Annotated in this window: 26 protein-coding genes and 2 tRNA genes; 21 read left to right on the forward strand and 7 right to left on the reverse strand. The window is 64.9% G+C overall.

Annotated elements, in window-relative coordinates:
* Positions 1 to 113 precede the first annotated feature (113 nt).
* From INP57_RS15850 to INP57_RS15860, 3 genes are all read left to right on the forward strand, one after another.
* Complete coding sequence (locus INP57_RS15850) at positions 114 to 299, forward strand: hypothetical protein (RefSeq protein WP_200070988.1); 186 nt, start codon at positions 114 to 116, stop codon at positions 297 to 299.
* Positions 300 to 470: 171 nt separating this feature from the next.
* A complete protein-coding gene (locus INP57_RS15855) occupies positions 471 to 1,571 on the forward strand; it encodes a serpin family protein (RefSeq protein ID WP_200070989.1) in 1,101 nt (366 codons plus the stop codon).
* 83 nt (positions 1,572 to 1,654) lie between these two features.
* On the forward strand, positions 1,655 to 2,221 hold the full coding sequence (locus INP57_RS15860; RefSeq protein ID WP_200070990.1) for a carboxymuconolactone decarboxylase family protein: 567 nt from the start codon (positions 1,655 to 1,657) through the stop codon (positions 2,219 to 2,221).
* Here INP57_RS15860 and INP57_RS15865 read toward each other — a convergent pair.
* Positions 2,184 to 3,107, reverse strand: coding sequence for a sigma-70 family RNA polymerase sigma factor (locus tag INP57_RS15865; protein WP_200070991.1), 924 nt, complete (start codon positions 3,105 to 3,107; stop codon positions 2,184 to 2,186). The genes INP57_RS15860 and INP57_RS15865 overlap by 38 nt on opposite strands.
* A gap of 54 nt (positions 3,108 to 3,161) precedes the next feature.
* On the opposite strand from INP57_RS15865, the gene dnaG reads away from it, so the two are divergent.
* The 12 genes from dnaG (at position 3,162) to INP57_RS15925 (ending at position 12,910) form a co-directional block, all read left to right on the forward strand.
* On the forward strand, positions 3,162 to 5,054 hold the full coding sequence (gene dnaG / locus INP57_RS15870; protein WP_200070992.1) for a DNA primase: 1,893 nt from the start codon (positions 3,162 to 3,164) through the stop codon (positions 5,052 to 5,054).
* Entirely contained in the window at positions 5,051 to 5,581 is a 531-nt protein-coding gene (locus INP57_RS15875; RefSeq protein ID WP_200070993.1) for a hypothetical protein, read from the forward strand. The genes dnaG and INP57_RS15875 overlap by 4 nt, the downstream gene beginning before the upstream one ends.
* Positions 5,582 to 5,605: 24 nt before the next feature.
* Entirely contained in the window at positions 5,606 to 6,358 is a 753-nt protein-coding gene (locus INP57_RS15880; protein WP_200070994.1) for a trans-aconitate 2-methyltransferase, read from the forward strand.
* Between the two features lie 100 nt (positions 6,359 to 6,458).
* Positions 6,459 to 6,530: transfer RNA gene (locus INP57_RS15885), tRNA-Asn, on the forward strand.
* Positions 6,531 to 6,871: 341 nt separating this feature from the next.
* On the forward strand, positions 6,872 to 7,072 hold the full coding sequence (locus INP57_RS15890) for a hypothetical protein (protein WP_200070995.1): 201 nt from the start codon (positions 6,872 to 6,874) through the stop codon (positions 7,070 to 7,072).
* 153 nt (positions 7,073 to 7,225) lie between these two features.
* Positions 7,226 to 7,299 (forward strand) — tRNA-Ile (locus INP57_RS15895).
* 149 nt (positions 7,300 to 7,448) lie between these two features.
* Complete coding sequence (locus tag INP57_RS15900) at positions 7,449 to 8,639, forward strand: tyrosine-type recombinase/integrase (RefSeq protein WP_307850106.1); 1,191 nt, start codon at positions 7,449 to 7,451, stop codon at positions 8,637 to 8,639.
* A 143-nt stretch (positions 8,640 to 8,782) separates the two neighbouring features.
* Positions 8,783 to 9,172 carry an SAV_915 family protein gene (locus tag INP57_RS15905; protein WP_200070997.1) on the forward strand — a complete coding sequence of 130 codons (390 nt, stop codon included), beginning with the start codon at positions 8,783 to 8,785 and terminating at the stop codon, positions 9,170 to 9,172.
* Positions 9,173 to 9,178: 6 nt separating this feature from the next.
* Complete coding sequence (locus INP57_RS15910) at positions 9,179 to 9,487, forward strand: DUF6317 family protein (protein ID WP_200070998.1); 309 nt, start codon at positions 9,179 to 9,181, stop codon at positions 9,485 to 9,487.
* A 2-nt stretch (positions 9,488 to 9,489) separates the two neighbouring features.
* Positions 9,490 to 10,788 carry a WXG100 family type VII secretion target gene (locus INP57_RS15915; RefSeq protein WP_200070999.1) on the forward strand — a complete coding sequence of 433 codons (1,299 nt, stop codon included), beginning with the start codon at positions 9,490 to 9,492 and terminating at the stop codon, positions 10,786 to 10,788.
* Positions 10,788 to 11,336 carry a hypothetical protein gene (locus INP57_RS15920; protein WP_200071000.1) on the forward strand — a complete coding sequence of 183 codons (549 nt, stop codon included), beginning with the start codon at positions 10,788 to 10,790 and terminating at the stop codon, positions 11,334 to 11,336. The genes INP57_RS15915 and INP57_RS15920 overlap by 1 nt, the downstream gene beginning before the upstream one ends.
* Positions 11,337 to 12,331: 995 nt before the next feature.
* Positions 12,332 to 12,910, forward strand: a complete 579-nt coding sequence (locus tag INP57_RS15925; protein ID WP_200071001.1) for an NUDIX hydrolase — start codon at positions 12,332 to 12,334, stop codon at positions 12,908 to 12,910.
* Here INP57_RS15925 and INP57_RS15930 read toward each other — a convergent pair.
* Both INP57_RS15930 and INP57_RS15935 read right to left on the reverse strand, forming a co-directional pair.
* Positions 12,866 to 13,993 (reverse strand): NsdA family TPR-like regulatory protein, encoded by a 1,128-nt coding sequence (locus tag INP57_RS15930; protein WP_200071002.1) that lies wholly within the window; start codon positions 13,991 to 13,993, stop codon positions 12,866 to 12,868. The genes INP57_RS15925 and INP57_RS15930 overlap by 45 nt on opposite strands.
* Before the next feature lie 171 nt (positions 13,994 to 14,164).
* On the reverse strand, positions 14,165 to 14,548 hold the full coding sequence (locus INP57_RS15935) for a helix-turn-helix domain-containing protein (RefSeq protein ID WP_200071156.1): 384 nt from the start codon (positions 14,546 to 14,548) through the stop codon (positions 14,165 to 14,167).
* 161 nt (positions 14,549 to 14,709) lie between these two features.
* Here INP57_RS15935 and INP57_RS15940 point away from each other — a divergent pair, with 161 nt between their 5' ends.
* The 5 genes from INP57_RS15940 to INP57_RS15960 are packed head-to-tail and all read left to right on the forward strand — an operon-like array spanning position 14,710 to position 18,455.
* Positions 14,710 to 14,991 carry a helix-turn-helix domain-containing protein gene (locus tag INP57_RS15940; protein WP_200071003.1) on the forward strand — a complete coding sequence of 94 codons (282 nt, stop codon included), beginning with the start codon at positions 14,710 to 14,712 and terminating at the stop codon, positions 14,989 to 14,991.
* Positions 14,988 to 15,326, forward strand: a complete 339-nt coding sequence (locus tag INP57_RS15945; protein ID WP_200071004.1) for a WhiB family transcriptional regulator — start codon at positions 14,988 to 14,990, stop codon at positions 15,324 to 15,326. Before INP57_RS15940 ends, INP57_RS15945 begins: the two co-directional genes overlap by 4 nt.
* Positions 15,323 to 15,652, forward strand: coding sequence for a hypothetical protein (locus INP57_RS15950; RefSeq protein WP_200071005.1), 330 nt, complete (start codon positions 15,323 to 15,325; stop codon positions 15,650 to 15,652). The genes INP57_RS15945 and INP57_RS15950 overlap by 4 nt, the downstream gene beginning before the upstream one ends.
* Positions 15,649 to 16,353 (forward strand): hypothetical protein, encoded by a 705-nt coding sequence (locus INP57_RS15955; RefSeq protein ID WP_200071006.1) that lies wholly within the window; start codon positions 15,649 to 15,651, stop codon positions 16,351 to 16,353. Before INP57_RS15950 ends, INP57_RS15955 begins: the two co-directional genes overlap by 4 nt.
* Positions 16,350 to 18,455 (forward strand): FtsK/SpoIIIE domain-containing protein, encoded by a 2,106-nt coding sequence (locus INP57_RS15960; RefSeq protein ID WP_200071007.1) that lies wholly within the window; start codon positions 16,350 to 16,352, stop codon positions 18,453 to 18,455. The genes INP57_RS15955 and INP57_RS15960 overlap by 4 nt, the downstream gene beginning before the upstream one ends.
* Before the next feature lie 374 nt (positions 18,456 to 18,829).
* On the opposite strand, the gene INP57_RS15965 is transcribed toward INP57_RS15960, so the two are convergent.
* A complete protein-coding gene (locus tag INP57_RS15965; RefSeq protein WP_200071008.1) occupies positions 18,830 to 19,030 on the reverse strand; it encodes a hypothetical protein in 201 nt (66 codons plus the stop codon).
* A 318-nt stretch (positions 19,031 to 19,348) separates the two neighbouring features.
* Between INP57_RS15965 and INP57_RS15970 the strand changes: the two genes are divergently transcribed.
* Positions 19,349 to 20,458 (forward strand): NsdA family TPR-like regulatory protein, encoded by a 1,110-nt coding sequence (locus INP57_RS15970; protein WP_233627639.1) that lies wholly within the window; start codon positions 19,349 to 19,351, stop codon positions 20,456 to 20,458.
* A 19-nt stretch (positions 20,459 to 20,477) separates the two neighbouring features.
* On the opposite strand, the gene INP57_RS15975 is transcribed toward INP57_RS15970, so the two are convergent.
* The 3 genes from INP57_RS15975 to INP57_RS15985 are packed head-to-tail and all read right to left on the reverse strand — an operon-like array spanning position 20,478 to position 24,207.
* Entirely contained in the window at positions 20,478 to 22,184 is a 1,707-nt protein-coding gene (locus INP57_RS15975; RefSeq protein ID WP_307850108.1) for an ADP-ribosylglycohydrolase family protein, read from the reverse strand.
* The gene (locus INP57_RS15980) at positions 22,181 to 22,828 is read right to left on the reverse strand and encodes a DarT ssDNA thymidine ADP-ribosyltransferase family protein (RefSeq protein ID WP_200071011.1); all 648 of its coding nucleotides are present in this window, start codon (positions 22,826 to 22,828) and stop codon (positions 22,181 to 22,183) included. Before INP57_RS15980 ends, INP57_RS15975 begins: the two co-directional genes overlap by 4 nt.
* Entirely contained in the window at positions 22,825 to 24,207 is a 1,383-nt protein-coding gene (locus INP57_RS15985; RefSeq protein WP_307850109.1) for a 3'-5' exonuclease, read from the reverse strand. Before INP57_RS15985 ends, INP57_RS15980 begins: the two co-directional genes overlap by 4 nt.
* Positions 24,208 to 24,690 lie beyond the last annotated feature (483 nt).

Here is a 24,690-nt window from a genome sequence, read left to right on the forward strand (position 1 = left end):
GGCATACTCTTCACCCGGTGTGTCGGCCGTTCGGGCCCCCCGACCCGAACGGCCGGCTGCTGTGTGTGCGGCGCGGTCCCCCGAACCGTCCCCGTGCCGCAAGGAGATCCCCGATGCCGAACCGGCACTACATCCAGAAGCTCGTCGTCGACGGCGAGCCGTACGTGAATGCCGACGACCTCGCGGACTGGGTGAAGGACCTGCGCTGGCGCAATCCCGAAGCGCGGCGCGCGGCCGAGTACATCGCCCAGGAACTGCGCTTGATGGGTCTGTCCGACATCGAGGAATCCGTGCGGTGAGCACCGGCGGGCCGGACCGCACCCCGAACGGCCCGGCCCGCCGGATGTGCAGCGGCATGGCCTTGCACCGGCTGAAATGAGATCACCGACCGGAGCGCGCGACCGCGCGGGCCGCGGAAGTGGCAGACTCGGCGTTCCGCAGTGAAGCCGACACGCCGAACGGAGCCGGCCGTGCGCGAACACCTCGATTTCAGCCTGTCCCTGCACCACGGCCTGGCTCCGCCACCGGACCGAGCGTTCTGCTGGTCGCCTTACTCGGTCGCCAGCGCGCTCGGCCTGGTCGCTTCGGCCGCGGGCGGCGAAACCCGCGCTGAGGTGCTCACGGCGTTGCGCGCGGGCGATGAGCCGACCGGCCTGCGGCGGCTGCTGTCCGGGGCGGCCGAACTCACCGCCTCCGGCCCCGGCGAAGATCCGGTGCTGGCGGTCGCGAACACGCTGTGGGCGCACGACGAGCTGCTGGTGCGCGAGTCCTTCCTCGAGACCCTGAAGGAATGGCCGGGCAACGCCGTGCGCACCGCGCCGTTCCGCGTCGATCCCGAGCAGGCCCGGCAGCGGATCAACAGCGACGTCGCCGAGACGACGAGGGATCTGATCCCGGAGCTGCTGGATCCCGGAACCGTCGATGCCGAAACGGTCGCGGCGCTGGTCAACGCGCTGTACTTGAAGGTGGCCTGGCACGAGGCGTTCGACACCCAGGCGACCTCCGAGCAGCCGTTCCATGCCCCGGCAGGGGACCGCGACGTCCCGACCATGACCGCCACCCGCCGAATGAGGTATGCAGCAGCGGACGGCTGGCAGGCGCTGACGCTGCCCGCCGCGGGCGATGTCGAGGTCGTGGTCTTGTTGCCGGACGGCGAGCTCGGCCCGGTCGAGCCGCAGCTGACCGCGGACGCGCTCGATTCGCTCTTGGCCGCGAGCCGGCAACAGCGGGTGGAGCTGCACCTGCCGCGGTTCTCCGTCACCGGCGAGGCCGAGCTCAGCGGCCCGCTGGGTGAGCTGGGGGTGCGCCGGTTGTTCACGCCGGCCGCCGACTTCACCCCGCTCACCGACGAGCCGCTGAAGGTTTCGACGGTCGTGCACCAGGCGGTCTTGCGCGTCGACGAAGCGGGCTTCGAGGGCGCGGCGGCGACCGCGGCGATGATGCGGCTGACCGCGATCGTGCGGGAGGAGGACCCGATCCGGGTCCGGGTGGACCGCCCGTTCCTGTTCCTGGTCCGGCACCGCGAGACCGGCGCGATCTACTTCCTGTCCCGCGTGGTCGACCCGTGCTGAAGCGGCGCTGTCACGTCCGGCCGGGCTGTCCCGTCCCGGTGACGAGTTCCCGCACCGGGCGGGACACCAGCACAGGAGTGCTCATGCCGCGCATCGAACCATTGCCCGCGCAGCGGGCGGGCTGGCTGACCAAGCTGCTGTACCGGGCCGCGAAGTGGCGGTTCGGCGCCGTGCCGGAGCCGCTTGCGGTCGCCGCGCACCACCCGAAGCTGCTGATGTCCATGGGCTGCGCCGAGTTCGCCGTGGACCGGACTGCCCGCAGACTCCCCGCGAACCTGCGGGAGCTGGCGACCTACCGCGCCGCGACCCGGATCGGCTGCTCGTGGTGCGTCGACTTCGGCACGATGGTGCAGCGCAACGAGGGGTTGGACATCGACCGGCTGAAGGAGATCGACGACTACCCGACCTCGCCGAAGTTCACCGCTCGGGAACGAACGGTGCTGGCCTACGCGGACGCGATGACCGACCAGCCGATGCGGGTCACCGACGACCAGGTCGCCGAGCTCGACCGGGAGCTCGGGCACGACGGGCTGGTGGAGCTGACCTACATGATCGCGTTGGAGAACGAGCGCAGCCGGTTCAACCACGCCCTCGGCCTCACCGCGCAGGGATTCACCTCCGGCGAGGCGTGCCGCGTTCCGGTTCCGTGAGCGAGAAGTCGACCCGGCCGAGCTTCTCCGGGTTGACCACGTCGTAGATCTCCGCGATGAGTCCGTCCCGCCAGGCGAAACCGACCACGCGGGGCGCGACGCGGCGAGTACCGGTGCCTTCCGGCTCGCCGGGAGTGATCAGCCCGCGCTCGCCGTTGACCAGCACCGGCCGAGCGCTCGACCACAGCCGGTCGCCGTACTTCGCGGCCAGGCCGAGCGCGAAGCGGGCGATCTTCTCCCCGCCGAGCACGGGCCGCCGCGCGGTCGGTGCTTTGCCGTCGCTGTCGCCGAACAAGGTGGCACGCGGATGCAGCAGCCTGGTGAGTTCGTCGAGATCGCCGCCGGCCACGGCGGCGAGGAAGCGTTCCAGCATCTCCTGTTGCTGCGGTGCCGGTACTCGCGGCGGTGCCTCGGCCATCGCGCGCCGCGCGCGGGAGGCGTGCTGGCGCGCGGTCGGGACCGGGCAGTCCAGCAGCTCGGCGATCTCGGCGAACGGCACGTCGAACCCGTCGTGCAGCACGAACGCCACGCGCTGGTCGGGGCTGAGCTCGTGCAGCACCCGCAGCGCCGCCATCCGCAGCTCGTCCCGATCGACCACGAGCTCCAGCGGATCTCGGGCGTCCACGTCCGTGACCACCGGCTCCGGCAGCCATGGCCCGGCGTAGCGTTCCCGCCGCGCGCTCGCCGAGCGGACCCGGTCCAGGCAGATCCGACCGACCACCGTGCTCAGCCACGGGCCGAGATCGCGGATCTCGGAGCGTTCGGCGTCCAGCCGCAGCCACGCCTCCTGCACCGCGTCCTCGGCGTCGGCGAGCCGCCCGGTCAGCCGGTAGGCGAGCGCGGTCAGCCGGGGACGGTGCTGCTCGAACTCGGCGGCGGTGGTCATGCGAGCGATTGTGCCGCTCGTCGGCGTTTCGTTCGCGGCGCCTAGACTGGACGCGTGGCTGGAAGGATCCGGGAAAGCGACGTCGCCGAGGTACGTGATCGCAACCGGATCGACGACGTCGTCGGTGACTACGTGGCACTGCGCAACGCAGGTGGCGGCGCGTTGAAGGGCCTGTGCCCGTTCCACGACGAGAAGACCCCGTCGTTCAACGTGCGCCCGAGCCACGGCACCTTCCACTGCTTCGGTTGCGGTGAAGGCGGGGACGCCATCGCGTTCCTGATGAAGTCCGAGCACCTCGGCTTCGTCGAGTCGGTCGAGCGGCTGGCCGACCGGGCCGGTGTGGAGCTGCACTACGAAGGCGGCACTCCCGGCGAGAAGCGCGACCGCGGCACGCGGGCGCGGATGGTGGAGGCGCACCGGCTGGCCGCAGAGTTCTACGCCGAACAGCTGCGCTCCCCGGACGCGCTGGCCGCACGGAACTACCTGGCCGAGCGCGGGTTCGACGAGGCGGCGGCGACCAAGTTCGGCTGCGGTTTCGCCCCGGCGGGCTGGGACAAGCTCACCAAGCACCTCATCGGCAAGGGGTTCCAGCTCGACGAGCTCTACAAGTGCGGGCTGGCCAAGGAGGGCAGGCGCGGGCCGCTGGACCGGTTCCACCGCCGCCTGCTGTGGCCGCTGAAGGACCTGGCCGGGGACGTGGTCGGGTTCGGCGCCCGGCGCATCTTCGACGACGACCCGATCGAGGCCAAGTACGTCAACACCTCGGCGACGCCGATCTTCAACAAGTCGCAGGTGCTGTTCGGCATCGAGCACGCCAAGCGGGAGATCGCCAAGCGGCACCAGGCGGTCGTGGTGGAGGGCTACACCGACGTGATGGCGATGCACCTGGCCGGGGTGCCGACCGCGATCGCCTCCTGCGGAACGGCTTTCGGCGACGATCACATCGCGGTGCTGCGGCGGCTGATGATGGACGACAACGCTTTCCGCGGTGAGGTCATCTTCACCTTCGACGGCGACGAGGCCGGGCAGAAGGCGGCGCTGAAGGCGTTCGACGGTGAGCAGCAGTTCGCCACCCAGACCTATGTGGCGATCACCCCGGATGGCCAGGACCCGTGCGAACTCCGGCAGCACAGCGGCGACACCGCGGTGCGGGACCTGGTGGCGCGCCGGAAACCGCTGTTCGAGTTCGCCATCCGCAGCCTGCTGGGCGAGTACGACCTGGATTCGGTCGACGGCCGGGTGGAAGCGCTGAAGCGAACGGTCCCGCTGGTCGCGCAGATCAAGGACGTGGAGCGCCGTGACGGCTACGCGGTCCAGTTGGCCGGCTGGACCGGCTGGAACGACGAGAACCAGGTCGTGCGTCGCGTCCGGGAGTCGGCAGGTGCGCCGGTCAAGAAGCCGCGCCGCCGGTCCCCGCGCAATCCGGACCAGGATTCGCTGGGCATGGACGTGGAACTGCCGCAACGTCCGAGCCGGGACGACCCGCGTTGGTGCCAGCGGGAGACCTTGAAGCTGGCGCTGCAGGTGCCGGCGCTGGCCGGGCCGGTTTACGACTCGCTGCCGGGAGAGGCGTTCACCGAGGACGCCTACGGCAAGCTGCACCAGGCGATTGTGGCCGCGGGCGGCACGATGTCCGGGCTATCCGGTGCTTTGCTGGTCGACGCGGTCGGCAAGGAGTGCTCGGACGAGGTGACCCGGCGGCTGCTGACGACCTTGGCGGTGGAGACCCCGGACACCAAGTCCGAGGAGGACCCGCGGTACGCGACGGCGGTGATCGCCCGCCTGCAGGAGATCATGGTCGGCAGGCAGATCGCGGACATCAAGTCGCGGGTGCAGCGCACTTCGCCCACCGAGAACCCGGACGAGTACAACTCGCTGTTCGGCGACATGCTGGCGCTGGAGCAATACCGGCAGTCGTTGCTGAAGCAGGCGATGGGTGCGTTGTGATCTCCTGGCTTCGCCGGTTCGCCGCCCGCCTGTCGGGAACGGCCGAGGTGCCCGCGGACTTCGCGGGCCGGCTCACCGAGGACGAGGTGGTGCTGGCCGTGGCGCACGCGCCGGAAGGGCCGCTGGTGGCCACGCACCTGGGGCTGTGGTTGCCGGAGGGCCGTCGCGTGGGTTGGCACCTGCTGAGCAAGGCGACGTGGAACGAAGGCGCACTCGCGCTGGTCGAAGCCGAGGAGTCCGGTGCCGCGGGCGCGGCCGTGCTGCTGCGCGATCTGCCGCCGCGACGGTTGCGCCTCACCGCCGCCGGCCGGTTGCCGGAGGTCGTGCACTCGCGCATCACCGGTTCCATCCGCAACACCCAGCACCGCGACCTGCCGGTCGGCGGCGCGCGCTTCGTGCAGCGCAAAGTGCCGGGCCGGGACGGCGTCGTGCTGCAGGTCCGCGCCGATCCGGGCACCGACGAGCAGCAGCTGGCACCGCTCGCGGCCGAGGTCGCGGAGCGGTTGCGCGGCGGTGGACGCAGCTAGCAGTACGGCCGTACTGTGAATGTCGTGTGGGATCCCGCCAAGTACCTGTCGTTCCGAGCGCACCGTGACCGCCCGGCGCACGACCTGCTCGCCCGCGTTCCGGAACGCAGCGCGCGCCGAGTGGTCGACCTCGGCTGCGGTGCCGGGAACTTGACCTCGCTGCTCACCGCTCGCTGGCCGGACGCTGCCGTGGAGGCGACCGACTCGTCCCCGGAGATGGTCGAGGCTGCCCGTGCGCGCGGCGTCGACGCGCAGGTGGAGGACGTGCGGGACTGGAAGCCGAGCCCGGACACCGACGTCGTGCTGTGCAACGCGGTGTTGCAGTGGGTGCCGGAGCATCCCGAGCTGCTGCGGAGCTGGCTGCCCGAGCTGCCGCAGGGCGCGAGCTTCGCGTTCCAGGTCCCCGGCAACTTCGACTCCCCGTCCTACGCGGCGATCCGCGAGCTGGTCGCGCAGCCGCAGTGGGCCGCCGAAGGACTGCTGCGCGCCGACTCGGTGCTGGGTCCGCAGGGCTACGCCGAGCTGATCGCCGATCTCGGACTGGGCGTGGACGCCTGGGAGACGACCTACGCGCAGCGCCTCGAGGGCCCGGACCCGGTGCTGGAGTGGCTCAGCGGCACGGCCCTGCGTCCCGTGCGGGCGAGCCTCGACGAGCAGGGATGGGCGGAGTTCCGCGCCGAACTCGGCGCACGCCTGCGAGCCGCCTACCCGCGGCGCTCGGATGGCACGACGTGGTTCCCGTTCCGCCGCGTGTTCGCCGTCGCGCATCGCCTGTGACCTGAGCGGATGCCGGTGGGGAGGGGGGTGTGAGACCTCCCCGCCGGATGCGCTAAAGTAGACGACGTCAGCGCAACGGGGCTGGCGCCCAAATAGATATTCCTCCGTAGCTCAATGGCAGAGCATTCGGCTGTTAACCGAAAGGTTACTGGTTCGAGTCCAGTCGGAGGAGCACAGCGCAAAGGGGCACCGTTCCGGTGCCCCTTTTTGCAGATCCGCAAACCTCGTTCCACCTCTTCGGGCGAACAGGTGTCGAGGCGATCAGAGTCGGGTAACGATCCTGGTCGGCCGCGCGATCTGATTCGTGCAGCGACGCGACGTCCCGCGCTGTACGAAGGCTTCCGTGCAGGTCACGGCCGGTTTCCGTGATCATGATCGGGCGGCCGACCGGCCTCGGCCGGTGAGCCGGATCGATTCACGGTGCGTTAGAACCAACGAGACTCCCATTGCCCTACGTCCTCGGGGCAGTGGTGCACGCAAACGGGGACGAAAACCAGGACGGGGGAAGTCAGGATGTCTGCTCCAGGGATCGGCAAGGACCACTTCGCGCTGCCCGACATGGCCACGCTGAACCAGCTGCCGAAGCCGGTCAAAGCACTGGTCTATCTGGTCATGCTCTCGGTGCTGACCGTGGCCGCGGTCAGCGCGCTGCTCGCAGCGATCGTGATCATCGGACAGCTGACCGGCGCTTTCGACGTCACCGCCTTCATGTGACAACGCCGCGAACCGGGCCGGCACCCCGCGGGGTGCCGGCCCTTACTGCGTCCGGCCCCCGACCGTTTCGCCCGGTCGTGCAAGCAACCCGCTGCGCCACCCACCGCCACCCCTCGCTACGATCACGCTGGGGAGCGTTTCATCACGCCATCGGGGGCAGTAGCTCAGCAGGTTAGAGCAGCGGACTCATAATCCGTCAGCCGTGGGTTCAAGTCCCACCTGCCCCACCGCCTGACCAGCATCAACGCTGAAACCAAGATCTAATCGCTGCGTTTGGGTGCGAGACTGGGTGCGAGTAGCTTCCAGAGGCATGGGCAGTGCGAGCAGCGACGGACGCCAGCGCGGCCGGATCGAGGAGCACGGCAGGACACTGCGCGTGATCGTCTACGCCGGTCGCGATCCGGTTACCGGCAAACGGATGTACCTGCGCGAATCGGTGCGCGGAACCGACAAGAACGCCCGGAAGCGTGCCGAGCGTGCTCTGAACAAGTTGCTCTCCCAGATCGATGGGCAACGCTCCGCACCGTCGTCCGCGACGCTCTCCTACGCGCTCGGCGAGTGGCTGCGGACGAACGAGATCGAGCAGAGCACGCGCGAGACTTACGAGGGCTACATCTCCCGCGTCATCCGCCCAGCGCTGGGGGAGACGGCCGTCAACAAGATCACCGCGCGGACCCTGGAGAAGTTCTACTCGGATCTTCGGCGCTGCCGCGCTCGGTGCGACGGCAAGCCGTTCATCGAGCGCCACGCGAAAGACGGCGATCACGACTGCGTGGCTGCGAAGTGCAAGCCCCACGTCTGCAAGCCGATGGCGGCCTCTACCGTCCGGCAGATCCACTTCATCCTGAGCGGCACGCTCGACGCCGCGGAGCGCTGGGACTGGATCAGTACTAACCCCGCCCGCGTGGTGCGCAAGCCGAAGCAGAAGCCGCCGGAGCCGGACCCGCCGACTCCTGACGAAGCCGCGCGCCTATCGGAGACGGCGTTCCGGCTGGACGAAGACTGGGGCACGCTCGTGTGGCTAGCGATGACCACCGGAATGCGCCGCGGCGAGCTGGTCGCACTGCGCTTCTCACGGCTGGATCTGGAGAACGGCGTGATCGACCTGCGCCGGAACTGGGTCGGCGGCCAGGAGAAGGACACGAAGACCCACCAGAACCGCCGCATCGCCCTCGACACCGAGACGATCGTTCTCCTCACCGAGCACAAGCGCCGCGTCCAGGAGCGCACCGAAGCACTCGGGATCGAGTTCACCGACGACCTGTTCGTCTTCACCGGCGCCAAGAGCCCAGACCACAGCCACCCGTACCCGCCGGACGCCCTCAGCTCCCGCTACACGAACATGGCGAAGCGCCTCGGCATCCGAACCCACCTCCACGCCCTACGGCACTACTCCGCGACCGAACTCCTCACCGCCGGAGTAGATCTCCCGACTGTCTCCGGCCGCCTCGGCCACGGCGGCGGAGGTGCGACCACGCTTCGCGTGTACGCGGCGTGGGTCGCGGCATCCGACCGCAAAGCCGCCGAAATCCTTGGGTCCCGGATGCCTAAACGGCGTGACAAGTGACTAGCTGATTTCAGCGCTCAAGTGCGATGAAATCACCCGCTTTGTGACTCTTCCGTTTTTTCGGTACTACGAGGCCGTCGAATAAGGCACGATTCCTCCCGCAGACACCAAGCCTCCCACTGTGAGGAAGGCAGAGGATCAGAGTGCGCAGCGACGACATATTCGGCGAGCCCTCCGGGCAGGCGGCGCCGCCCGTACTTGGCGCGGCCGACGCCGAAGATGAGACAAATTTGGACGAGTTGTCGGATTCGTCCGTTTTTGTGCCCGCTCACCCCGGGATGGACAACGGGGAAGACACCATCCGCTTCGAAATGCGCCACATGGGTGACGGACGGGCCGCTGTGCTGGCATTTTCGAGCGCTGAACGTCTTGTCGGCGAACTCGGTAATGCTCAGCCCTGGATTTCGATGAGGCTGGATCGACTGCGAACTCTTTCCAGCATGATGGGCGTCGAAACGGTTTGCGTGAACCCGGTGGTCGCCCCGGACAGCGGCAGGTGGACCGAAGAAGATTTGCGATCATTCTCGGAGTGATGGACTGTGGCCGATCAATACCAAGCCGTTCTGGCTGATCTGCAAGACATGGCGAGCACGTTCGCACGTGAAGCCGACGAATACCAGAAGATCAGGCCCAAGCTCACGCCACCCGTTGCTGACACGGGCGATGGCCGATTGAACGAGACCACGGCCGCCGTCATGAAAACGTTGGAAGTCCTGCACGCCAAGATGATCGCACTGATCGAAGATCACGGAACAAGCGTGCGTGCGGCGCACGACAGCTACCAGAAGCAGGACATCGACAACCGCGAGCTTTTCGAAGATCTCGTGCCGAAGACATGGGGTTGGTGACAATGCCAGAGGAAACCTGGGTCGGTGGTGACATCGGCGGTATGCACTCGATGGCGCAGTCACTCACGGCCGCACCGGACGAGATGCACGGCATCGTGACCGCTCTTAGTTCGAAGGTTCAGGCGCTCATCGACGATGCCGGCTGGCAAGGTGACGCCGCCACGAAGTTCGCAAAGAAGTGGTCGGCGGACTCCGTGACCGGCGGAGCGCTGGCCGAGGCGACCAAAGCGCTCGGCGACGCGATCGAAGAGCTCGCGTCAACGCTTGAAGCAATTGACAAAGCGCTGTACAACAGGGCGCACGAAGCGCGGGCGAAAGGGGTTCCGATCGGCGCGGACGGTCGTCCTCCGACAGTCGCCACTTCGCCCAATCCTTCCCCGGACGACCGCCAGATGCTCACCGCGCTCGATGGTTACTCCGAGGACTACCGCCTGGCTGTGGAGGAAGCGAAGGCCGCGCGCCTCGTAGCTGAGGAAAAGATCCGTGATGTGTACGACTCGATCGGACCCGACGGCGACGGTGGCAGCCTCACTTCCAGTCAAGGGCTGACAGTCGGCGGCTACATCAGATCGCTGTACGCGATCCCCGCCAGTCGGACTCGCGAAATCCTCAAGAACGCCGACAGCGAGCTGACGACAGCGCAGGCGGCGATGAAGGACACCAGGGCCGATTACAAGGCAGCGAAAAAGACGTACGAGGCCAAGGGCATGAACCTGCCCAAAGGGGATCCGGCCAGGGTCGCACACAGCAGCGCCGCGAAAGAGCTTGATGCGATCAGGGGAAAGATCAAGGCTGCCGAAAGAGGCGCCCTCACCAACCCGGTGAGCAAGGCATTCGATACCCAAGTCGGAGACCTGGGCAAAGCCGCGGGAACAGCCGGGCGCCTGCCCAAGTTCCTGGGGTTCGCGAAGAGCCTCCCCGTTCTCGGCATCCTGACGACCGGCGCCGGAGCGGCACTCGACACCAAGGCCGACGTGGACAAGGGCGATTCCCCAGAACGCGCGGCAGGGGTCAACTACACGGCTGGCTACGGCGGTCTTGCAGCGGGTGCTGGCGCGGCGGCCGCCATAGCACTGGCCCCCGTGGAGGCTCCGGCGGTGGCGGTGGTCTCCGCCAGTACTGCCGTGGCAGTCGGCGCTGGGAGCCTGATCAAGGAAGGTTTCAACGAGCACTGGTCTGAGGACATCGACAAGCACGGCGTCGTAGGCGGAATCGCAACCGGTGTGGGCAACATGGGCACCAATACGGCCAAAGACATGAGCAGCTTGGCTGCGGGCATCTGGCATACAGTGGCAGGATAATGAGTAAAACGGACAACAAGGTGCACGTGCCGATCGAAAAGATCCCGTTCCTAGGTGCCACGTGGTACACGCGCGGCCCCGACTACTGGTTCCGGCGTGTGCTGGCCTCCATTCTGATGTTCATCGGGCTCATGGTCACTACTGCGATCACAGGCGGCCTTATCGGTGCCATCGTGACTTCCAGCGTCGCCCTTCCGGTCAAGGTAGTTGCGCTGCTTGTCATTGCTAGCGCTATCGGCTACAGCTTGGTTCGTGCGTTCGCCGCGTTCATACGGGTTGAAAAGGACCGAAGTGCCGGTAAGCTACTCCGTCCTGGTCTCGATTCGAGCAAGGCGATCGCCAGGAATCGACGATATGGCGGAGCTGGCATCGTGGTGGCGGCGCTCGCACGGGTTGGATCTTTTCTTGCGGGGGCCTTGCTCGTGGTGAGCGTCGTGTTCTGCTTCGGCTGGTTCGTTGTGCTCTTCATCTGGACCTTTCAGAAGGAACTAGGGGTTGAGCACGATGCTCGGGTTCGGCACGAGCAGAAGATGAAAGGACGAGCCTGACCGAGTCGACGGACAAGAACCCTGATTTGCCGAACTTCATGAACCCCACACTCGGCTGGGTTGGTTCTGCTAGGTTCGCTCTATGCGACATAAGGGAATACTTCAACCCGCGCCATCGCACGACAAAAGAGGGCGTCCCCGGCACGTAGCTCGCGACTTCGTCTCTGCCCTACTGTTCACCTGCCTCGCAGTATTCTTTCTAGACGTATCCGTAGCAAGAATCGGACGCGACCTCCATTTGATAGACCCTGCTTGGCAATGGGGCCTGCAAATGGTTGGCGTAGTCGCCCTAATGCTGACGGCAATCTGCCTGGCGAGCCACGGATTCTTTCACGCCGCCACCGTCAACTCCCCCTCCAGTGGGAACCATGCAAGAAAGAGCTCTAAGTGATTCTCAACTTACTCTACGCCACAGCGTCCGTAATATCGTTTTGGTACTCACTCCGCTTGTGGAGAAGGTGGCACACCACCAGAAAGAGCCCTATACTAGGACAAACCGCAAGAGCAACTTTGAGGCTTGTCTCGCCGACACTGGCTTACGATCGACCGTGTGCACCACGAAGTGGCAGGTGGCCGGAGTTCAGGGACATCCGGTCGACAGACGAGGCGGATGCCTACCAACGCATCGCATTGTCCCGAAGCAAATCTTACACAGTATTTGGCGATATATTTGCCGCCTTCGGTGGCGCGCTGGCCGGGTCTGTTGCTTTTGACGTCGTCACCCAAGGCCCATCGACACCAACCTTGAAAGCAATCGTATTTTACGCAGCCCTTACGATCATCGTCGTTGGAGTCTTCCTATCTCGGGTGTGGAGCGAAATATGGAAAAATACTGCGCTCCGCTACGGAACATGCGCGAAGAAATCCAGTATCGCACAGCGAAAGCACACACCCATTAAAGCAAAGAATCGCTACTTCGCCGGGAGAAAGTACCTGTCACGACGCGACGTACCTGACATTAGGGGATGAGTTGGTACTTCCGTACCCTGAATGGCGTGGCTGACGAGCGTGGAGCATGGCAGGTGCACGGGGAGCGGACGATCTATGACAACCGGTATGTCCGGTTGGGGCTGGTTGATGTCGAGCCGCCGGACGGGCGGCGGTTCGAGCACCACGTGGTGCACCTAGATCGGGTCGCGGTGGCGCTGATCGTCAATGAGCGCGACGAGGTGTTGATGCTGTGGCGGTACCGGTTCGCCACGGATGAGTGGGGCTATGAGCTGTTGGGCGGCATCGTGGATGGGGACGAGGAGTCCACGGCGACGGCGTTGCGTGAGACGAGCGAGGAGAGCGGTTGGGAGCCGCTCGGCGAGCCGGAGCACCTGGTGAGCTTCGAGCCGATTCCGGGCATGGTCACGGCTCAGTTCGATGTCTACCTGTGGCGCGGCGCGAAGCGCGTCGGCGACCCGACCGACGAAGAGGAAGCCGGAATCGTCGAGTGGGTTCCGCTGGATCGGGTCATCGAGTTGACGCAGCAGCGCAAGCTGCTCGGATCGGGGACGTTGGTCGCGTTGCTGTACTACCTGGCTTCACGTGGAGCCGCCGGGCAGGATCAGGCCGCTGAGTCGTCGTAGCTGGCGGTCGGACTTGATCTGTGAGGCCAGGCGCCGTGCTTGCCGGGAGTGTTCGAGCGCGGCGTCTCGGTCTCCGGCTGCGGCGTGGGCGTACGCGAGGTCGACCAGGATTCCAGTGCGGGCGCGGGTGAACGCCTCGGGTAGCCGCGGGAGTGCGTCGGTGAGTTGGTCGATCGCTTCCGGTTCGCCGAGCTTGCTCAAGGCGTTGCCGCGCCACCGGTCGAGGTGTGCGCCAGCGAGGAATAGGAACGGCAGCGCGGGGTCTGTCGCTTCGGCGGGCAAGAGCTGGTCGGCTTCGTCGAACGCGCGCAGCGCCTCGTCTCGGTGTCCGAGTGCGGAGAGTCCTTCGCCGTGCGCGGCGGCGAGCCAAGCACGCAGCAAGGGCGGCGCAGCTTCCGCGGCCAACTCGCGGGCGGCAGCGAGCTGTTCGGCGGCCGCGCCAGTCTCGCCAATGTCGATGAGCACGAACGCCTGTTCCGCGGTCGCGTGTGCGACCAGTGGAGCGGAAAGCGCTTCGCGGGCGGCGGTTTTGGCGCGCTCGTAGTGCTCCCACGCCTGCCCGTGCGCGCTGCGGTCGAGTGCTTCCCACCCGGCCAATGTGGACGCTTCGGTGAGCACGCCCGCGAGCGTTTCGCGGTGCCCGGTTAGGGTGCTGTACCCGAGCAGGCTCCCGACGTGATCGATGTTGCTTCGGAGCTGGTCGAGCATCGTGACGCCGCCGAAGCGCCGATCGATCTGCCGGGCGTGGTCGACCTGTTGGCGGAAGACCTCGACCATCTCCGGGTCGACCCGGCGCGCGACGGCGATCCGGTTGCGCAGCTCGGCTAGATCTTCGTCGTCCGGTTCGGACGGGAACCCCATCTCTTCGTCGGTGCGCCCGTAGACCTCGCGGAACAACCGCCGGTAGGGCTCGCTGACCGACTCGTGCCCGTTCTCCCACCGGGAGAGCTTCGTTTTCAGGCTCGCCGGTTGCATGACCGATACGCCGAGCCGTTCCGCACGCCGAAGCAGCATCTCGATCACGCCGTCCGCGGAGTAGCCGAGCTGTCTGCGCACGGCTTGCAAGCGGGTTTTCGAGCTCATCGCACCATCCCCCGATATGCGACCTGACCTGCGAAGTTAATTGTGGTTAATGGGCTCGTGGTTAACCGGCGCCATCTGTGAAAACGCGCTCGACTGCCGTTTCTTGGAGGCATGGACAGCGCACACGGAACGGCCCACCGGGGCAGGCCGGTTGATCGCCGAAGCGGTCGGCTACCCGCCTTGCCCGCTGCCACGGCCGGTCTCCGCGGGGAGTCGCGAGTTCAGTTCGTCGAGTTTCTCGGTGATCTGGCGAAGGTGGTGCTCGATGGCGGTCAGCCGGCTGGGTACGTCGTCTTCGCTGGACAGCGGTTCGCCGGCCTCGGGTGGAGTGCGCCCGTCCAGCACTGCGGAGAGGTGCTCCGCGTGCCATCCGAGGGCCAGCGACAACGCTTCGAGCGTGCGCGCGCTCCGCCGTCGCTCGACGGTGTTGTGCTGCAACTCGCGCACGATCGCTTGCGACACGTGCGAGCGCTCGGCCAGCTCGCGTTGCCGCATACCGAGTTCGCTTACGCGCTGGTTGATCGCGTGAGCGACCGCAGTCCAGTCCTCCGTCACGTATTCCTCCGCGTTCCGCCTCAGCGCCGAGATTAGCGCGGAGTTCATTCGACACAGCAACCCCACGCGAAAGACGAGGCACTTCGCGCTCATCGAAAGCTGATATCAGCTTTTCATTCCGCCGAAATCCTTGCATTTCGCGATTCTCTGGAGATCCCGCAATGGAACAAAACTCCGAGAACGCCGGGCGACCGACGTTCTACACAGTTCGGGAAGCGGCGCGGATCATGCGCTGCAACCCCTCGACGCTGTACCGGGCGATCCGGGAGAACGCCTTCCCCGCCGTCCGGGTCCGCACCCGCTACGTCGTGCCCAGTGCCGCCGTGGACCAGCTCGCCGCCGAGGCGAGCGAGTCCGGGGCTCGCGTGGACGTGGCGCAGATGGCCGCCGAACGCCGGACCGCTCGCGATGTGGCGCGGCTGAACGGGGGTGCGCCGTGGTGAACCCCGAGGAGAACGAACGGCTCGCGCGGCTGGACCTGCTGCGGTCCCTGCCGCTGGATGCACTCACCGACGTGGTCACGCAGAACGGCCGCTGCCTGTGGGAGTTCACCGAGGGCGACCCGCCCGACGTGTCCGGCAGCGCCGAGCCGGACCGGGAATTGGCCGCGCGGCTGTGCGCGGGCTGCCCGGTTCGTGACGAGTGCTTGGAACTGGAATTTCGCTCCGCAGGGGCCGAAACGGTCGGCGTGTGGGGCGCACTGTCCGAAGAGGACCGCCGTGCGCTCTACCCGATGTGGCGGGCTCGCCGCGAAGCCGAAAGGGGTGACTGGGAATGACGCTGCAACTGACTCCGGTCCAAGTGCTCGCGGTGGTCGGTGCGCTGCTCGTCCTGGTCGGCGTGTGGCGCGCGAGCGCACGCGCCTCGCGGAAGGCTGCGGAAACCGCACGAACCGGGGCGCGGCTGGTCTCGCTCACCGGGCGGGTTGTGGCGACGGCAGGCGCGATCGTGCTCGTGCAGTGGTTAGTGATCACGCACTCCGGCGGAGGAACGGCACTGTTCACAGTGCTGGGCATTCCGGCCGTGCTGGCGTCCTACACGCTCACCAAGGCACTCACGGTCACCACGCCGGAGCCTCCGCACCACCGGAGCCGGAAGCGATGAGCGGCCAAACATCGCGGGGCGGGCGGCACGCGCCGCCCGCCCCCTCCGGGGCCGAACCGGTCGAGCACGTGCGGCGACAGGTGGACCGGTTGTGCTGGACGGGAATCCTGCTCGGGCTCGCGTTCACGATGACCAACGTCCAGAGCTTCGCGGCCGGAGACGCCGCGGTGTGGTCGCTGCGGTGGTCGGCAGCTTGGCTGCTCGATCCGATGGTGTCGCTGGTCCTGCTGGCGATCCTTCGAGCCGAGCAGATCACCGCTCGCTACGGCGTGCACACCGGCGGATGGGTCCGCGGCGCGAAGTGGTTCACGCTCGCGGCCACCTACGTCATGAACACGTGGGAAGCGTTCGCGGACGCCTCCGCCGCGATGGTCGTGCTGCATTCCGTGCCGCCCCTGGTGGTGTTCGTCGCCGCCGAGGCGGTCACCGACCTACGCGACAAGCTCGGCGAAGTCGCCGCACTGGCCGCGATGAAAGCACCGGAAGCGCCCAAGGAACCGGAACCCGTGCAACGCGCCCAACAGGCCGCACGGCGCACTTCAGCCGACGAGTACCTGAACCGCGCGCGGCAGGCGTGGCAGCCCGACGTGACCGTGACTCCCGCCTGGGTTCGCGAGGTCACCGGCTGCTCGCGCGGCCTGTCCTCCCGGCTGGCCGCCGCGCTCGCGGAGGAAGTGAACACCGAACGGGGCAACTCATGAACCCATCGGACGAGACGCACCGCGATCCCGTGAACGAGGTGGAACGGAAGGTGTTCGACGCCGAGATAGTGGACGAACCGCGCCGTGAACGGGCACGGCGGTTCGCGAAGTGGTGGCTGAACTCTCCGCGCGTGCCCTCCTGGTTGAAGTCCTGGCCGCTGCTGCGGCAAGCGCTCCTCGACGCCGCGGCGTGGGTGCTGCGTTCACCGTGGACGTTCCTGCGGGCCGTGGTGCGCGGTGCGGTGTTGGTCGTGCGCCAGTGGCGGCGGTGGCTGCGGGTGCACGACTACCGCGAGGCCGCCGAGGAGTCCGAGAAGCTGGCGGACAAGTTCCTGGAAATCCGCTCGCTGACGCTGTTCCGCTGGAAGGTCACCGGGAGTGTCGCACTCGCCGCGATCGGGGCAGGCGTCGTTCTGAGTGTCCTTTTCGGACTATCGGCACTGTGGGCAGTGTCGGCTGCTGTCGCTGTGGTGCTCGCGGTGACCGGCCGTCGCAAGGAAGGCGCTCCGGGCCGGAAGCCGGTTCTCGCGGGTCCGCGGTCGCTGACGTGGACGATGGACCCGCAAGTCTTGGTCGACGCCTTCCGGGACGCGAAGCTGACCGGCAAGGACGAATCGCTGCGCCTCGTCGAACGAGCCGCGCGTTCCGGCGAAGGTTGGGCGATCACGGTCGACCTGCCAGCCACCCGCAAGGCCGCGGACGTGGTCAAGAACCGCGAAGCCCTCGCCTCCGCTCTCGCCGTGGACGAAGTGCAGCTCATCGCCGAACGAGTCCGCGGCAAGGGCGGGCACGCAGGACGGGTGTTCCTGTGGGTGGCCGACGACGACCCCTACTCCGGGCCACCGCCGAAGTGCCCGCTGCTCGATGTGGACTCGTGGGATGCGTGGCGACCGATCCCGTTCGGACGCGACGCACGGAACCGGCGGATCGACCTGCCGTTGGTGTGGACATCCCTGGTCGTCGGCGCGATCCCTCGGCAGGGGAAAACGTTCGCTACCCGGCTCGCGGTCGCCGGGCTGGTCCTGGATCCGTACGTGCGGCTGTACGTGTTCGACGGCAAGGGTGGGAAGGACTGGGAAGCCGCCGAGGAAGTCGCACACCGCTTCGTCTGTGGTGACGAGGACAGGCACGTAGCGGCGGTTCGAGACTTCCTCATCGAGCTGGTCGGCGAAGTGCAGCAGCGCTACACGCGCATGTCCAAGTTGGACGATGAGCTGTGCCCGGAGTCGAAGATCACCCGAACCATCTCGCGGGATGGCGACCTCGGGATGCCCGTCACCACAGTGGTACTGGACGAGGTGCAAGTCTTCCTCGACGACCCGTCACCCGAGGAAGTCGGCGGCAAGAAAACGACCCGCGGCGCCTACATCGCCGACCTGCTGGCCTACCTCGCCCGGAAGGGACCAGCCGCCGGGATCGTCGTCATCCTGGCCACCCAGCGGCCGGACTCCAACACGATCCCGTCCCGTCTCCGGTCGGTGCTCGGGTCGCGCTTCGCCCTGCGGGTGATGGACTGGCGGGACTCGAACATCGTACTCGGCGAGCAGATGAACACCCGCGGCTACGACGCCTCCACACTGCTCCCGAGCCACAAAGGGGTAGGCATCCTGCGCCCGGATGGCGAGGCGGACGGCAGCGGCGACGTGCTCGCGATGACCGTGCGGACGTACTACCTGCCCAACCCCGAATGGCGAACGATCTGCAACCAAGGCCGGAAGCTACGCGAGGCAGCGGGCACCCTCACCGGTCACGCAGCGGGCGACACCACAAGCGGTTCGATCGACTCATCCGCGGTCGCACACGCGCTCGGCGCGGTCCCCTCCGAACCGACCGAGCTGCCCGACCCGCTCGGCGCGATCCTCAAGTACCTCGGCGACGACTTGGAGACCCGAGAGTTCGTGCCGACCGCCGAACTCACCGACGCACTCGGCATGGAACCGACCGCATTTGGCCGTCGGATGGGCGATCTCGGGTGCCAGCCACGCCGAGGCCGACTCGTCGGTGAAGACGGCACCGCCCGGCAGGTGCGCGGCTACTACAGCGCCGATCTCCGAGCAGCCATCGAGGAACACCGGACCGGGACCGACGAGGGCCGGACATAGCCGTCACGTACCTGTCCCCGGCGGGACAACCCGTCACGGGATGCGGGACAGGCAGAGACCGGCGCTGACGTGGCCAAACAATGAAAAAGACGGGTGGGACGGGTCCAAGCGACCTGTCCCACCCGTCCATTTTCACCGGCCAGCGTCCCGCTCCGAGGCAGCGCGCTGAGCCTGTCTCGGCGTCTACAACTTCCGCAGCCTGTCCAGTACCCACCTGAGCAAAGCGGGCGAAGGACCGGCGTCTACAGCCTTCGGCGGTTCAGGTTCCGGGCAGGGGCGGACGAAGGTGATCGTCGGAAGGTCCGCGTTCAGATCACCGCACCACGCAGTGACGTACCCACCCCGCTCGCGCGAGTGCTGGCCGCCGGACATGCTCAACCACTCGGCTGCTCTATCACGGTGCACCGGTCCGCTCGCGACCGCAGAACCGTCGCAAGGCGCTCCAGCGCTTCGGCAAGCTCGTGGTGCGCTTCGCCGTCGAGCCGATCTTCCGGTATCCGGTGGGCGGCATCATCGAGCGCCCACTGCGCTTGCCGGAGCAACACAGCCACCGCGGCAGCGTCATCAGCGCCCATACGGCTCCACCTCCTGAAGACAAGCGGTCGGTCTCGTGGGTGCCCAGCTATGGATCACGGTCGGAGCCGACGTTCGGGGGACCGCCGACCCCGACCGTGACCGGGCGCCTGGCGACGGCTGAGAGGCGGAACGCAGTCGCCAGGCGGTTCGGATGACCGCCCGCAAGCGGTCCATGTCAGACTGAAACCAGCTTGACGAACCGCCGACATCAGCGGAACGACACAAGCACGACATGAACACGACTTCCGCACGGGGGACGGGAGGACACAGTGCGCCCCTACCGCACAGTGCTCGAACAGAAGATCAGAGAACGCCGGATGACCCTGGAGGAGTTCGCCGCCTACGCCGAGAACTTCGCCCGCGAACACGGCGAACCAGGAACCCTCAGCCTCCGCCACCTGCAACGCCTGGTCGCAGGCAAAGGCCCGAAAGGCCAATCCCTCGGCCCGATCCGCCCAGCCACTGCGCGCCTGCTGGAACGCATCTTCGAGACGGACAGCAGCAAACTGCTGTCATCACCTGCGCAGAACGTTGCTACACCCGAGGGCGAAGCCGCCGAGCTCCGCGAGCGCATCCAAAAGGCACGCCGCGTCGATGTAGTTATGCTGCAAGGTCTTCGCGACCAGTTGAATAGTATTCGTCGTATAGACCGTCAGTACGGGGCGGTCGTCACCCACAGCGAACTCTTGACGAAGATCGACCAGGTCCACGACCTGCTCACGTACAGCCTCAGTGGCAGCATCCGGAAAGATCTAGCGATCATACTTTCAGAAATGCACACGTTGGCCGGGTGGCAGTCTCTCGACATGGGCCGATGCACAGCGTCATGGCAACACTACGAACAAGCCAAGCAGGCGGCCCTCGAGACAGAAAACGTCGCATACTACGCTCACGCAACCGCCGAGCAAGCCTTCACATTGCTCGATCTTGGTGAATCTGCCACAGCGGTCGAACTACTCGGATCGACTCGACGGTCAGCACAACACCGCTGCCCGCAACTACTACGCGTCTGGCTTACCGCCGCATATGGCGAGGCTTTGGCAGCCGCTGGCCGCTCTGCCGAGTCTCTACAGCATTTCGACGAGGCAGAACGCTGCCTACCGCACGAGGAAGTCAACTCTGAGGGGCCATATATCGTCCTCGACGCAAATCATCTCGCACGCTGGCGCGGACATTCCGCAGTCCGATCAGGTCGTGACGACTCTATCGCCATCCTAACAAGTGCATTGAATGCACTAGATTCGACCTTTTCCCGTGCCGAATCCGCACTTAGGGCAGACCTAGCTACTGCCCTGTTTACGCTCGGGGAAAACAGGAGTGCCAGTGAAGAACTTAGCCAATCTAGGCGCATAGCTCGGAGAATTGGTTCGGCGAGGCAAATGAAGCGACTTCAAATAGTAACGGAATTAGACTCCTCTCGCTGCTAAGATCGACCCCCTCCTGCGGTCAGAATGTTTTAGGCAACCTTTCGCGCAGAGCTGCGGTGAAGGCGATAAGCTGCTCAAGAGTCCCGATTTCAGAAATCCTACGAACTGCATACCCAATGGCATCTGATCGGTAATTCTCTCTGGCGACCCAACTCAACATTGCGTCGACCTCAACGCTTCCGAGGTGGTGTTGGTCACCGGTTTTCTGCTCGTGAATGGTATCGAGGTTAAACAAGTTGGGTTCCATAGCTTGTATATGCTGAGAGCCAACGTCGATGTCAGTCTGGAGTAGATTATGCACGGCGTTATCGTAACGGCGGCTTTCCCATGAAGGACGGACTGGCCACGCCCCCTCAGGTAATCTACCCGGGAAGGCGCGTCGTTTGAGTAAGAACGAAGCACCGAAATCGCACTTCATCCACTGCCACGCTGTCTCGCTCGAATAAAGTGCTTGATTTTGCCGTACAGGAGTCAGGTAGCCCAAGCCAGCTAGCGCCAAATCGTCCCCGATTGCACCTACAGCGTCCAATTGCTTACGTGGAGGCTGCCAGTGCAGCAGATCGGGGTAGGAAAAACGCTCGACCTCTTCGTGTCGAGAGATACTTGCCAATCGATGTGCTTGTTCCGACAAATAACTTCTGTCGAGAATCGGGTCTGGATCGGCAGGGGCGCCGTTAGCTGCTCCAACAAGTGCAGCCGCCATTGTGGCGATAGTATCGGTGTCAGTCCCGACAGCACGGGCAGCAAGTACGGCGCAATCCTGCGGATTCTTGGGGAATCCAGCTGCGAGTGCCAGTGAGGCCAGTACCGTCGTGGTCCCACTTCCACGGAAGTCGGGATCAGACAAACCTAGTGATTCAATCAATCTGTTGTAGGCGGCCTGTCGTAGGTCAGCGTTCGCTGCAGGACTGTTGCTCAGTTCATCGGCGATGGTAGACACGGTGGGCAGCAAGGCGCGGCATTCATCGACAGTTTCTCGCCAAGTAGATGAAAACGATGATTCTGTTTCCTTTTCCCAGGTAGCCCGCCATATTGTGGCTAGCTGAGGGTGATCATCGAAAAGCTTTATTGCTTGTTCCGCAAGGTCGAGTATTCGTGGCCATGACTCAGGGCTAGGTACCTCGCCCGCTTCTAGGATCGAGCCGAGTGCCAGAGCATGTACGACCGCCCCTACAAGTGCGCGCGGGTGTCCATGAGTCGTAACGGCGTTGGTTAGTACGTCAGTTAGGTGGGGTCCAAGCGATGCAGGTTCCGACGCTGCCCAAACGTGAGGCTGGATACGCATAGCTGCACCATTTCCTCCTGCAGCGGTCCAGCCATCGAAGAAATTGCCGAACCAAGCCATCCCGGGCTTGGCGAGGTTGCGCGCCGCTGCCTTGCTTGCGCGTCCTCCGCCGAGAGCATAGGCGGGCCAGACCGCCAACTCGACGTTAGCGAATGATTCGACGTCGAAGCCGCGATGGGAGATCGCTCGGGCAGTGGCTAGCCGGAGTTGTGTGTCGTCCGAATAACACCCTGCGGGCAATGCGACCTTAACTCCGGCTCGGCCACCGATGCGACGCTGCCAAGCTACAGGCTTGTTGAGTGGCATGTGACCGAGCCGTCTGCGCAATCCAGCATCGTCAGTAAGTTCACTAATAAAACCCAGTGCGTCCGCCCATGCGGACCACAGCATCGAGCTGATTACACGACTGGATCGATCTTCTCGGCTTGGATCCGGGCTCATTGGAACACCTCCGGTTTGTGTTCCACCGGAACCCGGGAAACCTGAAGCAGCGGAAATAAGCTGTTAACCCAATCAATGTGCTCAGGCTCGCGTACGTAAATACGCCTTAGATAATCAAGCGGAACTTGCTTGGGATAGAGCACCTCCGCTTGTGGGTCCGTCGGGAACGAGGTGGGCATCGTCGGCTTGCGCTCGATTTTAGTCTTATAGTACCCCCATTCGATCACCCGGTCGTACAGAGCAGCAAGCCCTGAGGCGCCCGTGTCGCGCTTAACACACGGGTAGATGTTATTTGTAGTCGCAAAGTATACATTGCGGTGCGCGAGTAATTCTGCATCGAAGGCGAGAACTACCCAGTAGACATCATCAATCGTGTGCCAGCGTTCGGATTTCTTGAAAAGCTGCGTATTGACTCGTCCGATAGACAGGTTTACGTAGCCGGTCCAATCGGCGTCTTTGAGTCTCTCGGCGCAGTTCGGGGTATAGATGTGTTCGATATAGTCATCGGTGTAAAGTAAGTCACGGGCGGAAACGCCGCCCGTTGCAAAGATCCCGAGCAAGCCGCGATTAGTCGTAAAGTGTAAGACCTCGTGGATGCCGCGTAGAGCGGCCATGGTGGCGATTGCCGGGTCGGATTCGGTCATACCGTAACCAATTCGTAGGTGTCGGGATCGAGCAAGTTCACCACAGTCGAAGGATCTTCACGGCTGAAGCCGAGGCAGATCGACTCACGGGCTCGCCCGACACCCATGGCGATCAAACGACGCAGAGTGTCGAGGTGCACGTCGCCGTCTTCGTGGCCGTGAGGGGTCACCTCGCGGTTGAGTCCCGGTAATATGACGTGATCGAACTCTAGCCCCTTCGCTGAGTGCAAAGTGCATAGCGCTACACCGCCGAGCTTTTTGGGCCACTTGCTCTCGCGAGTAAGCTCTACAAACGGGATGTTGCGGTGTTTAAGCTCCGCCCGGAGAAACGAAAACCACTGCCCGCCGCGTGGTTGCAAAAATGCAACCGACTCTGTCGTTAAATCGACCGTCCTCAAAGTTCTGTTGATTATGTATTCGATCTGTGCACGGTACGACCCTGCGACCATGATTGGTAGAGTGCCCTCCTTAGTGCACGCTGTGAAATCCGGCATGGCTCCATCGCCGTCGAGTGGCAGACCCTCGACTAGTGGCCTGGCAAACGCAGCGATTTGCTTGGTGTTGCGATAGTTCTGCTTGAGGGAATACGTTTTGGAAAAGGCTGTAACTCCTGCTTCCTTCCATGTAAAGAATCGCGGGTATATACGCTGGGCAGCGTCCATAACGAACGTTACGCTGAAAGTCTCTGCTAGGTGTCTCAGCACTGCGCGGACCTGGTTAGCGGAGAAATCCTGTGTCTCATCGATGATGACCACATCCCAAGGAAGTACTTCGTTTACGTTGCTGGCTGCAACGGCGACGTCATTCCAGTCGTACACACCGCGACTTCCCTTTAATGCCATGTACGGCGCGATTACCTCGTCGAGGAGGCGGCGCTTCAGCCGCTGGTCCATGCGCGGGTTTGTGCCCCGACCATCCCGACGTTTGGTCAGGTAGAGCTCGAGGTCATCCGGTCGGAAGCGGCTGAGCACGTAACCCGCCTCTTCGATCACGAAGTCGCTATCGAGAGGAAGCCGATTAGCTAAGGGACGCAGAAAGCTCGCAGCTTGATTATGGTTCAGGACCTCGGTCTCTCCGATCGCCTCCAATGCCCACTTGCTGAAGGTGCTTACCTGTAGGTTTAAAGCGTCGCTTTTGCTTACCTGCTGACGGGCAAGCTCGCCGATGTAACCTTCAAGTGTTCGATTGTATGTAAGTACGAGGACCCGCACTTGGTCGGCCAGCCCTAGGCGGTCCCTCCGCGAAAGCCAATTTAAACAGAGCTGATGCAATCGGAGTAGGGCAGTGGTTGTCTTTCCGCTCCCTGCGGCCCCTTTGATGAGGAAATATCCAGGCTTGTTCTCGGCAAGGATCTTCAGCTGCTCGGGCGTGGGCGCCACAGGGGAGAGACTCCACATATCCACCTCGACAGGTATGGGCAAGGTACAGCCTTACGAGATCAAAATACTCTCAGTGTCCACTTCAGTGCTACGGGCCACGTGAGGAAGCGTGTGGTGTGGAGGTCAGGGCGAGTCTGGTGTACTCGACTGGTGCCTAAGGAGACTGCTTGCGAGACAAGCGGGCGCCGTGGGTGCGAGTTTGGGTGCGAACTGGTGCGGATGACGCACCCAGAGCGATGCCAGCAGCAACGGCACACGGTGTTTGCCCAGGTGAGCCGCCAGAGCCACACGTGACGTTGGTCTCATAATCCGTCAGCCGTGGGTTCAAGTCCCACCTGCCCCACCGCATGACCTGCGTCGACACTGAAGCCGAGATCGAATCGCGGCGCTCCGGTGCGAGACCGGGTGCGAGTAGTTCCCCGAACCTGCCTGCACGCCCTCAGCGGCGGCCGCGTGGTTCGAGGTGCGCGCCTGCGGATGCAG

The organism is Saccharopolyspora galaxeae, from assembly GCF_016526145.1.
Lineage (GTDB): Bacteria > Actinomycetota > Actinomycetes > Mycobacteriales > Pseudonocardiaceae > Saccharopolyspora_C > Saccharopolyspora_C galaxeae.